Raw genomic sequence first — 9,304 nt, forward strand, 5'->3', positions numbered from 1 at the left:
ATACTGAAGGCGGTTGAAACCGCTGCCGACTTATCCCCATGTCTAAAGCCAGGGGCTTGCATCTCGCTTTTCGGTCAGCGGTGTTAGCGCCGCCCGGAGCGTGAATTAGTTCGTAACCGCGATCGTACAATTCAGTATCCAGCTTACCGGTGCTGGGGTTTTTCCAGTTAGCAAAAGCAATCTTAACTTGCAGGGGATAGCTGCACAAACTGGCTAAAAACTTTTCCGCATTAATGTCAAATTTCAAGTTTTCTGCATCTAGCAGCAAAATTGCAATTTCCCGATCGCACTTTACGGCTGTTTCTGGGGAACTCGTACTTTCCGCGCCTTCGCCACTCAACGGGAATCGAGGCTCAAAACCTTGTTGGCTAACAGCTTGAAGCGGATAAAACTGCTGGCGACGGGAACTGCGGCTGTGGCGGAATCGATCGGGCGAACGTCGGGGATTTTTCATTAACTGACAATGGTAGCTTACCTTTATGGTGGCCGATGGGCTAATAATAAAATAAATACACTTAACAATTCTTAAAAAAAATGGCTAGAGACTTGCGGGGATTCCTAAAACTCCTAGAAGAAAGGGGACAACTGCGCCGAATTAGCGCTTTAGTCGATTCCGACCTCGAAATTGCCGAAATTTCCAACCAAATGCTGGTCAAAGGCGGGCCCGGACTTTTGTTTGAAAACGTCAAAGGGGCAGAATTCCCCGTGGCGATTAACCTGTTGGGCACAGAAGAACGGGTTTGCTGGGCGATGAACATGGAAAAGCCGATCGAACTAGAAGAGCTCGGCAAAAAATTGGGAATGCTACAACAGCCAAAACCGCCCAAAAAGATATCCCAAGCCATAGAATTCGGCAAAGTCCTGTTCGACGTAGTGAAAGCCAAACCAGGCCGCGACTTCTTCCCAGCTTGTCAGCAAGTGGTATTTGAGGGAGAAGGCGTGGATTTGAACAAAATCCCGATGATTCGCCCCTATCCGGGAGATGCGGGCAAAATCATCACCTTGGGTTTGGTAATTACCAAGGATTGCGAAACCGGTACGCCGAATGTGGGCGTTTATCGGTTGCAATTGCAGTCAAAAAACACGATGACCGTACACTGGTTATCTGTCCGGGGTGGCGCGCGGCACTTGCGGAAAGCGGCGCAAGCTGGTAAAAAGTTGGAAGTTGCGATCGCCCTGGGAGTTGACCCGCTGATTATTCTCGCAGCAGCAACCCCGATTCCTGTAGATTTATCCGAATGGTTATTTGCCGGACTTTACGGCGGTTCCGGCGTGCAATTGGCGAAGTGCAAAACAGTAGATTTAGAAGTACCTGCGGACTCGGAAATTGTATTAGAAGGAACGATTACACCGGGGGAAGTTTTGCCAGACGGGCCTTTTGGCGACCACATGGGTTATTACGGCGGCGTGGAAGATTCGCCGCTAGTTCGGTTTAACTGCATGACGCACCGCAAAGACCCGATTTATCTAACCACATTTAGCGGGCGGCCGCCGAAAGAAGAGGCTATGATGGCGATCGCGCTTAACCGTATTTATACCCCTATTTTGCGGCAGCAAGTATCGGAAATTGTCGATTTCTTCTTACCGATGGAAGCGCTGAGTTATAAGGCGGCAATTATCTCGATTGATAAAGCATATCCCGGTCAAGCGCGCAGGGCTGCTTTAGCATTTTGGAGTGCATTACCGCAGTTTACTTACACTAAGTTTGTGATTGTTGTGGATAAAAGTATCAACATTCGCGACCCGCGTCAAGTAGTTTGGGCAATTAGTTCTAAAGTCGATCCGGTTCGGGATGTATTTATTCTGCCGAATACGCCCTTTGATACGTTAGATTTTGCCAGTGAAAAGATTGGTTTGGGAGGCAGAATGGGGATTGATGCTACTACGAAGATGCCGCCGGAAACGGATCACGAGTGGGGGGAAGTTTTGGAGTCCGATCCTGATATGGTGGCTATGGTTGAGCGGCGTTGGGCGGAGTACGGTTTGGCCGATTTGAATTTGGGTGAGGTCGATCCGAATTTGTTTGGGTATGAGATGAGGTAGGGAAGCGCAGAAATGCAGAGGCGGGACGCCTGTTCCACCGTAATCTTGTAGGGGCGGTGCCAAGAGTGCCCGCCCCTCTGATTGGAATTAGCACCGAAACAGCCAGAATTATATTATATTTTAGAGTTTGTGGCAGAATTGAGGAATGAACGATTAATCCCACTGACGAACAAGCCCAAGCCTGTCTGCGCGTCTGCCAGATGTTGTCTAACTGCTACCGAGACATCCAACTATTCCGTTTTAGCGATCGCACCGGAGTAGTCTTTATATTTGCAGGCGAGGAACTGCAAATTATCGTATCCCCTAATGGCGACTGGAGGTTTTTAGATGCAACCGAAATTTGAAAAAATGACTAATCAAGAACTCAAGGCTTACGCCTTGGCGCATCGGGAGGATTTAGAAGCTTTGGATGTCCTCTACCGTCGCCGTACTCCCGACTCCGAAGCGATATGGTTTCATCCTCCAAAAACTAAAGACGAAGAGCGCTCGCAATTTGAATTGTTCAAGCAGATGATAGAGGAGAGAGCAGAAAAGAATGGCAAGAATCATCCCATAACTACAGTTACACACAAAGAAAATAACCCTATGACTTCTGAAAAAATTATTACCTCAGAGCAAATTTCTCAGTATCGCTCTGAATTGGCAGGTAATCTAGATGCCCTAGCTGCTCTTGACGTAATCGAGAAAGAGTATGGTGGTAAGTTAGCAGAAGCTGCCAAAGCAATAGCGATTCGGAATGACATCGAAGGAATCACTGACTTCGGACTCTCTGATTGGTTTGACGCGATGCTTCAGGAATGTCGGAATTTTATTTGTCAGCCCAAATACCAGAACTTGAGAGAAAACTACTTGCCTGCACTAATACCTCCTTTAACAGATTGTGTAGCAGGGAGTCTGGGTTGTCCTCCAGGAATAGCAGCAATCATAGCAGTTCCATTTGCCGCCTACATTAAAGAAGAAGGCATGGAAAAATTCTGTCAGTCTCCAAATTCCTAACTTTAAAGTCCCGTTGCTACGAAAGCAGCCCAGTAATAAGGTTTTTCAAAGGGATATGGTTTGAGCTTTGCTTGATCTAACGACTCTTTGAATAACTTATTGTTCTCGTCATCCAAATGACGTTGAAATTCTGGGCTTTCTACAATTTTTCTCAACTCTTCACCCGTAAGTGTTCGCAGCCATTTTTGGGTTTTGTTCAGAGCAATGGCAACACTTCCTGGCTTTAGTGGCACAAGCTGTTTGAGGTTTTTATAAAATTCGGTCATAAACAAATTAGTGGCAGCCTGGTCCACACTCCAGAGCGTGCTAACAACGCTAGGACTGCCTGCATACAAAAAAGCGCTAATCAAGCCAACGTACTCATCGCTGATGCTAGTGGGGTCTGTAATACCAGTTTCACAAGCTGAAAAGGTGACTAGGCGACATTCATCTAGGTTCAGTTTTTCAAAAATTTTGCCTAATGTTAGGTCGGCATCTGCACCTAACTTGCCTTCCGACTCTGCTAAGCGCAAAGCCGATTTCAGGGGCGATCCAAAATCAAAGGAACCGTGACAACAGAAGTGAAGGCAATGAGGAGAACGCACCTGTTCGTTAATCAGGGCTGCTTCTGTTGCTTCTTTTTCCCGAAGAACGATGCTATGGTCTGAGTCAAAGTGTTGGCAAATCTTTTCGAGTTGAACTTCAGTGCCAGTCAAAATCGGAAGATCTTTTCGGGTGGGATTTTGGATAGCTAATATGCGGGTGAATTCGTGTCGGTGCTGCTCTCTTTTTTGTGCCAGTTGCAGCAGTTGGCAACTGGGTGCATAGCCTACGCCGTTGGGGAAGCGATCGCACAAGAAATCACCCTTAGCCAACGGCAGTGCATGAAGGGGAAATAGGTGCAGGTAGCGATGGGGGATGAGGATAAGGCGTGAGCAAGTGTCTGGAACTAGCTTTAAGATGTCCTCCAGATGGAGAATCTCAGCGAGACGACTGAGGCGAGAGGCTAGACTATTTATCCACTGGCTTTTTATTCTCCGACCGTATGCTTCCAGATACTCGTTAGCCCAATTTATTAAGGCTTTTAGGTCATCAACTGGGGTGGACAAGGTAAGCCGTTGGAGGCTATGGCGAGTGATGATAAAGGTCTCGAAGCCTGCTCTGGTGATGTACCACTGGATAATCGTGGTGTGGTCATTTAGGGTTGCCTGAAATTGGTCAAGTTTGAAGCCATAACCGATGGGCAGGTAGCGGTCTTGCAATTCATTGCGCTTCTGTCGTAGCTGCTGGAGATGTTGCGCTAAGCCTGTTGGGTTATCGGCTGTGGCAGTCTGGATCTGGTACTGACCACTGGCTATTTTGTCTTGGAGTTGTTCTAGTTGACTGACAATTTCTGGGAGGAAGATGTTATTGCGATCTCGGCTGAGAATAAGTTCTACTAGGTTGCGGGTTTTACTGCGCTCGGCGTATTCTATGGCTTGGTCGTAGTATTGCGGCTCATCTTTAGCGAGTTCTAGGCAAACTTCCACCATGCGTTGATAGAGCTTGTTCGATTCTTCTGCTAGTTTTTTCTTGTCTTCCTCCATGCCCGAACCTGAGACTATCTCGCCACGTAGGGATTCTACAGTGCCAATGGCCGTGGCAAAGGCAGGGTACGTCTTGCGAAACAGTCGAGCCTTTTGGTAGGCCACACCAAGGCTGAATTGAGTTCCTGCATGGTCTTGAGGGAAGGCTTCGCGGGTATGTACTTGTAAGACAGCTAAGTAACAGCGGATTGCCGCTTCCAAATTCTCTGCTTGTTCTCCCCGGACGCGGTAATAGTAGGCAGTACCCAAATTGTTTTGGGTTGCTGCCCAGTATTGGGGGAAGGCTTTGCGAGTTCGTACCTCTAACGCATTGGAGAAACAGCGGATTGCCACTTCTAAATTCTCTGCTCGTTCCCCCTGGATGCGCTCAAGGTAGGCAATGCCCAGATTGTTTTGGCTTTCTGCCCAGTATTGGGGGAAAGCTTCACGAGTGTATTCCAGCAACGCATTGGAGAAACAGTGGATTGCCACTTCTAAATTTTCTGCTTGTTCCTTCTGGATGCGCTCAAGGTAGGCAATTCCCAGATTGTTTTGAGTTCTTGCCCATCGTTCAGGGAAGGCTTCGCGAGTGTATTTCTGCAATGCAGCCAAGTAATAGTTGAGTGCGGTCTCTAAATTCTCCGTCGTTTCTCCCCGGATGCGTTTACGATATGTCGCCCCCAGATTGTTTTGGGTTGCTGCCCAGTATTGGGGGAAGGCTTCGCGGGTACGTACCTCCAGTGCAGCTAAGTAACAGCGGATTGCCGCCTCCAAATTCTCTGATCGTTCCCCAATAATTCGTTTATTGTAGGCATTACCCAGATTGTTTTGAGTTGCTGCCCAGTGTTCTGGTAAGGCTTGGCGAGTGCGTACCTTCAAGGCATCTAATAAATGCCTGATTGCTGCTTCCAAATTCTCTGCTTGTTCTCCCCGGATGCGCTCAAGGTAGGCAAGACCTAAATTGTTTTGGCTGGTAGCCCATTGTTCGGGGGAGGCTTCGCGGGTAAAGACTGTGGCAACGACCTCGTAGCCTGTAATGGCAATTTCCAGGTTACTAGCCCGGTTGCCCAGTGGAAACTCCCAAATCCGGTTGGTGAAAGTGCCAATAACTGCCGCAATTTCATGTGCTTGCTCTGGCTCCAGTTTAGGTAAGGTAGCTGTTGCCCAGCTTCGCAAAACATTAGCCAAGTTATCATCCACTTTGTCTAGGTTTGCTTGCAGCAGCAGGTACACCACTGCTAGGTAACCCTCGCTTGCGTAAATTACCTGGAATATCTGCAATAGGAGGTTGAGTTGAGACTCAGGATTTGGGCATGGGGAAGAAGTGGGGATTGATGATGACATTTCCAGTTCCTCAGCCAGTTGACAGGCAATATCGATTAAAAAATTAGCGGCGTTGCGATCGCCCCTCTCTTCCAACTGCTCTACTACTTTTACGATCGCCTCTACAAACCCCGCATCCACTAACTCTGAATTAGCATTCAAAATCTGCTCTTCTTCTCCACTAGGACAACTCAGCAGCGTATTAATCAGATTAAGATAAGCTTCGAGGCGTTTTTCATTCATAGGGCAAGGTAGCGATCGCCAAATAGCTGTATTGTAGCTCAGCCTTAAAAATAGACGATCGCAAACGATGAAATGGATCGCACCTAATTTTCCAGAATTTCCACTAAATCCTCGATCGCAATATCGAACGCACGAGCCATCTTATCCAAAGCTGTGTAGTCAACAGTTGCCATACCTGGAGAGTTCGCATAGGTAATTATCGTGGTATATGGAATACCTGTTCTTTTGGAGACTTCTGTCAGATTCCAACCCTTTTCTTGAGCAAATTCTCGAACTCGCAGCCTAATTCGTCCCATTACCTCTTGACAACACACGAGTATTCGTGTTGAATATAAACTATAAACAAGCGATCGCCCCGTGACCTGAGAAATCTAGAGCGATCGCCTTTCATTTACCACCCACCAAAGTGGGCAGAACAAATCTATGATACCAAAAGAATCGACCTATCGCGATCGACTTGTGCCTTGGCATCTAATTCGCCACCTCCCCAACTGTCAGCGGTTAACAGTCGCCCGTTTCAGCCGCCGCCGTGATGCGGAATCTTACCTCAATGCACTCCGCCGCTTAATGCCCGCAGTCTCTCATACAATTGTTTTCGTGAATGCGCTGTCGCTAAATGAAAACAGCGTGCCAATTCCGATGCAATTGTCGATCGAACGTTAACCGTCAAAAAGTGCGATCGCGCTTCCGGTAATTATTCTATTTTGTCAGAAGTGCGATCGACCTAATTATCCCCAAAAGTCTTGTTAAACTAGAAATAGATTTGAGTCAAGGAGTCACATCAATGCCATCTCCCTTCCCCGGTATTGACCCATATTTAGAACATCCCGAACTCTGGCCGGGAATACATCACTTGTTAATCAATCAAATTGCTAGATTTTTATCTCCTCAACTGCGTCCTAAATATTTAGTTGATGTAAAAGTAAGAATCTATGAAACTCCTGATGACGATACTCTACTAATTGCCATTCCAGACGCAACAGCATCAAATGTAGGATTTGCAACACTTCCAACACAACCGATAAAAGTAACTGTTCCCGTGCCTTTCCCAAGGCGGGAAGGATATTTAGAAATTAGGGAAAGAGAAACAAAAGAATTAATAACAGTTATTGAAATCCTATCACCTACGAACAAACGCGCTGGTAAAGGGCGAAAAATTTATGAAGAAAAGCGAGAGGAAATTTTAGGAAGCCGGACTAATTTAGTGGAAATTGATTTATTGCAGCGCGGGCAAAAAATGCCCATTATTGAGAATATTGATAGCCAATATCGGATTTTAGTTTGTCCGGAAAATCACCGCCCTTTCGCGGATTTGTACGCTTTTAACGTCCAAAACCCGATGCCTGCTTTTCCTTTGCCGTTGCGATCGGGCGATACTGAACCTACAATCAATTTGCAGGAATTATTCACTCAAATTTACGACATAGCAAGTTACGACCTGAAGATAGATTATCGCAACTGGGAAGTCATACCACCGCTGTCAGAAGCCGATACAATTTGGACAGATGCTTGGTTGCGCGATCGAGGATTTCGAGATTGATTTGGCGTGCAACCATTCTCTTCTCTTAGTCTGCGGAGGCAGACTTCGTTTTTGTAGAAGCGATTTCAATCGCCGAATGACTTAATTCAAGCAATGCTCGATCGCTAAACATCCTGACTTTGCATCAACCGCTGCTTCAAACGCGCCGGGTCTCCCCGATCGACCACTTGGCCCTTCTCCAACAAAAAAGCCCCATCGCAGTAATTCAACTCATCCAAACGGTGAGTCACCCACAAAGCCGTAATTCCGCGATTTTTCACCAACCGCTGCACCGCCGCCACCAAATCCAACTGAGAATCAGGATCTAACAAAGCCGTAGGTTCATCCAACAGCAGAATTTCACAGTGACGGGCGATCGCCCCAGCCAAAGCAATCCGCTGCTTCTGTCCCCCACTCAAAGCATAAATCGGCCTGCGCTGCAAATCCAGCAAATTCACAGCCTCCAAAGCCTCAGCCACCCTCTCGCGCACCTGAAGATTAGAAAGCTTTTCCTCCACCAAACCAAAAGCCACATCCGCGCCCACCGTCGGCATCACCAACTGGTGATCCGGGTTTTGGAACACAAAACCCACACGCCCCCCCAGATCAATTTCGCCCGACTGGGGGTGCAGCAGCCCAGCCATCAGCCTCAGCAGCGTAGATTTGCCGCTACCGTTAGTACCCAAAAGCATCCAGAACTCGCCCTTGGGTACATCCAGAGAGCAACCTTGCAAAACTCGATCGCCCGACGGCCAGCAAAAACCCAAATCGCGCACCGCAACCGCTGACTGGCTCATATCGGCACCAACACCCCCAGCCCTCATTCTCCTATTGTCATCGAGACAAAACCCGGCGCTCGGCCTGCAGAATTAGTCCCCGATTTCTGAGAGATCACCACCCCAGAAATCTCGCTGCTGAGGACAGCTACCTTTTTCTCAGTATTTTTCTCACAAGTGAGTTCCAAAATTTGCGGTTGGGAGTTGCGCATTGCCTCTAAAACCTGCTGGTAAACAGCCTCAGCGTCCTCCGCCAACTTCCGCTGCACCGACAAGGAGACGGGCGTGTTCTTCACAATCATGTCAATGCTGAACATATAGTCTTAAAAACCTAAGTTGGGAGCTCTACCCTCAGTATATATATAGGACAGGACTTACGCATCAAGACTCAAAAAACCAGCTTTTTACCCTTTCGGCGGGATGTCACAAAGTATTGCTGTGGAAAAATCCGCTTTCGATCCGGGGCGGTGCCAAGAGTGCCCGCCAGGATTCCGGGTTTATTCCAGGACTTCGAGGACTTCCGACACCAGTCAAGATCCCAAAATTCTTGAATAAATGCTTGCCATTGTAAAGAATTACTCCTATAATCTTAAATACGGTAAAGAAAAGTAAACTCTCTTCATAATCCAACTCGTTGTCTGTTAGGCAGAGCAACGTTTGGGCAATAATGACTAGAGACAAATCCGTTGTAATTATATCTATTTGGAGATTTGCGTAATGACAATCGCAGTCGGACGCGCCCAGACCGAACGAGGCATATTTGATGTACTCGACGACTGGCTTAAGCGCGATCGCTTCGTCTTCGTAGGCTGGTCTGGCATCCTGCTATTCCCCTGCGCCTACCTATCCATCGGTGGCTG

At 47.5% G+C, this 9,304-nt stretch carries 10 protein-coding genes and 1 pseudogene; 6 read left to right on the forward strand and 5 right to left on the reverse strand.

Annotation, left to right across the window (positions count from 1 at the left end; genetic code table 11):
- Positions 1–454: NYN domain-containing protein (locus QUB52_RS27690; protein ID WP_332975509.1), on the reverse strand; the 454-nt coding region annotated here is incomplete at its 3' end.
- A gap of 80 nt (positions 455–534) precedes the next feature.
- Between QUB52_RS27690 and QUB52_RS27695 the strand changes: the two genes are divergently transcribed.
- The 3 genes from QUB52_RS27695 (at position 535) to QUB52_RS27705 (ending at position 3,039) form a co-directional block, all read left to right on the forward strand.
- Positions 535–2,043, forward strand: coding sequence for a UbiD family decarboxylase (locus tag QUB52_RS27695; RefSeq protein WP_332975510.1), 1,509 nt, complete (start codon positions 535–537; stop codon positions 2,041–2,043).
- 152 nt (positions 2,044–2,195) lie between these two features.
- Positions 2,196–2,387 carry a DUF6888 family protein gene (locus QUB52_RS27700; protein ID WP_442923233.1) on the forward strand — a complete coding sequence of 64 codons (192 nt, stop codon included), beginning with the start codon at positions 2,196–2,198 and terminating at the stop codon, positions 2,385–2,387.
- Positions 2,388–2,391: 4 nt separating this feature from the next.
- A complete protein-coding gene (locus QUB52_RS27705; protein ID WP_332975512.1) occupies positions 2,392–3,039 on the forward strand; it encodes a DUF6887 family protein in 648 nt (215 codons plus the stop codon).
- Positions 3,040–3,041: 2 nt separating this feature from the next.
- On the opposite strand, the gene QUB52_RS27710 is transcribed toward QUB52_RS27705, so the two are convergent.
- Together QUB52_RS27710 and QUB52_RS27715 are read right to left on the reverse strand one after the other, a co-directional pair.
- Positions 3,042–6,149, reverse strand: a complete 3,108-nt coding sequence (locus QUB52_RS27710; protein WP_332975513.1) for a CHAT domain-containing protein — start codon at positions 6,147–6,149, stop codon at positions 3,042–3,044.
- 83 nt (positions 6,150–6,232) lie between these two features.
- The gene (locus QUB52_RS27715) at positions 6,233–6,445 is read right to left on the reverse strand and encodes a helix-turn-helix domain-containing protein (protein ID WP_332975514.1); all 213 of its coding nucleotides are present in this window, start codon (positions 6,443–6,445) and stop codon (positions 6,233–6,235) included.
- 127 nt (positions 6,446–6,572) lie between these two features.
- On the opposite strand from QUB52_RS27715, the gene QUB52_RS27720 reads away from it, so the two are divergent.
- Both QUB52_RS27720 and QUB52_RS27725 read left to right on the forward strand, forming a co-directional pair.
- A complete protein-coding gene (locus tag QUB52_RS27720; RefSeq protein WP_332975515.1) occupies positions 6,573–6,812 on the forward strand; it encodes a hypothetical protein in 240 nt (79 codons plus the stop codon).
- A gap of 121 nt (positions 6,813–6,933) precedes the next feature.
- Positions 6,934–7,689 (forward strand): DUF4058 family protein, encoded by a 756-nt coding sequence (locus tag QUB52_RS27725; RefSeq protein WP_332975516.1) that lies wholly within the window; start codon positions 6,934–6,936, stop codon positions 7,687–7,689.
- 104 nt (positions 7,690–7,793) lie between these two features.
- Here QUB52_RS27725 and QUB52_RS27730 read toward each other — a convergent pair whose 3' ends face one another.
- Together QUB52_RS27730 and QUB52_RS27735 are read right to left on the reverse strand one after the other, a co-directional pair.
- Positions 7,794–8,492, reverse strand: a complete 699-nt coding sequence (locus tag QUB52_RS27730) for an energy-coupling factor ABC transporter ATP-binding protein (protein WP_265239347.1) — start codon at positions 8,490–8,492, stop codon at positions 7,794–7,796.
- Positions 8,489–8,761 carry a hypothetical protein gene (locus tag QUB52_RS27735; RefSeq protein ID WP_265239348.1) on the reverse strand — a complete coding sequence of 91 codons (273 nt, stop codon included), beginning with the start codon at positions 8,759–8,761 and terminating at the stop codon, positions 8,489–8,491. Before QUB52_RS27735 ends, QUB52_RS27730 begins: the two co-directional genes overlap by 4 nt.
- A gap of 400 nt (positions 8,762–9,161) precedes the next feature.
- On the opposite strand from QUB52_RS27735, the pseudogene QUB52_RS27740 reads away from it, so the two are divergent.
- A pseudogene (locus QUB52_RS27740) lies at positions 9,162–9,304 on the forward strand (photosystem II D2 protein (photosystem q(a) protein)); the annotation flags it as partial.

The sequence above is a fragment of the Microcoleus sp. A6-C6 genome, from assembly GCF_036705955.1.
In the GTDB taxonomy this organism is placed as follows: Bacteria; Cyanobacteriota; Cyanobacteriia; order Cyanobacteriales; family Microcoleaceae; genus Microcoleus.

Bases quoted from the DNA above. Each gene is read 5' to 3' on its own strand.
- QUB52_RS27720 (WP_332975515.1), top strand. From the start codon at position 6,573: ATGATACCAAAAGAATCGACCTATCGCGATCGACTTGTGCCTTGGCAT.
- QUB52_RS27715 (WP_332975514.1), bottom strand. From the start codon at position 6,445: ATGGGACGAATTAGGCTGCGAGTTCGAGAATTTGCTCAAGAAAAGGGT.
- QUB52_RS27705 (WP_332975512.1), top strand. From the start codon at position 2,392: ATGACTAATCAAGAACTCAAGGCTTACGCCTTGGCGCATCGGGAGGAT.
- QUB52_RS27710 (WP_332975513.1), bottom strand. From the start codon at position 6,149: ATGAATGAAAAACGCCTCGAAGCTTATCTTAATCTGATTAATACGCTG.
- QUB52_RS27695 (WP_332975510.1), top strand. From the start codon at position 535: ATGGCTAGAGACTTGCGGGGATTCCTAAAACTCCTAGAAGAAAGGGGA.
- QUB52_RS27730 (WP_265239347.1), bottom strand. From the start codon at position 8,492: ATGAGGGCTGGGGGTGTTGGTGCCGATATGAGCCAGTCAGCGGTTGCG.
- QUB52_RS27735 (WP_265239348.1), bottom strand. From the start codon at position 8,761: ATGTTCAGCATTGACATGATTGTGAAGAACACGCCCGTCTCCTTGTCG.
- QUB52_RS27725 (WP_332975516.1), top strand. From the start codon at position 6,934: ATGCCATCTCCCTTCCCCGGTATTGACCCATATTTAGAACATCCCGAA.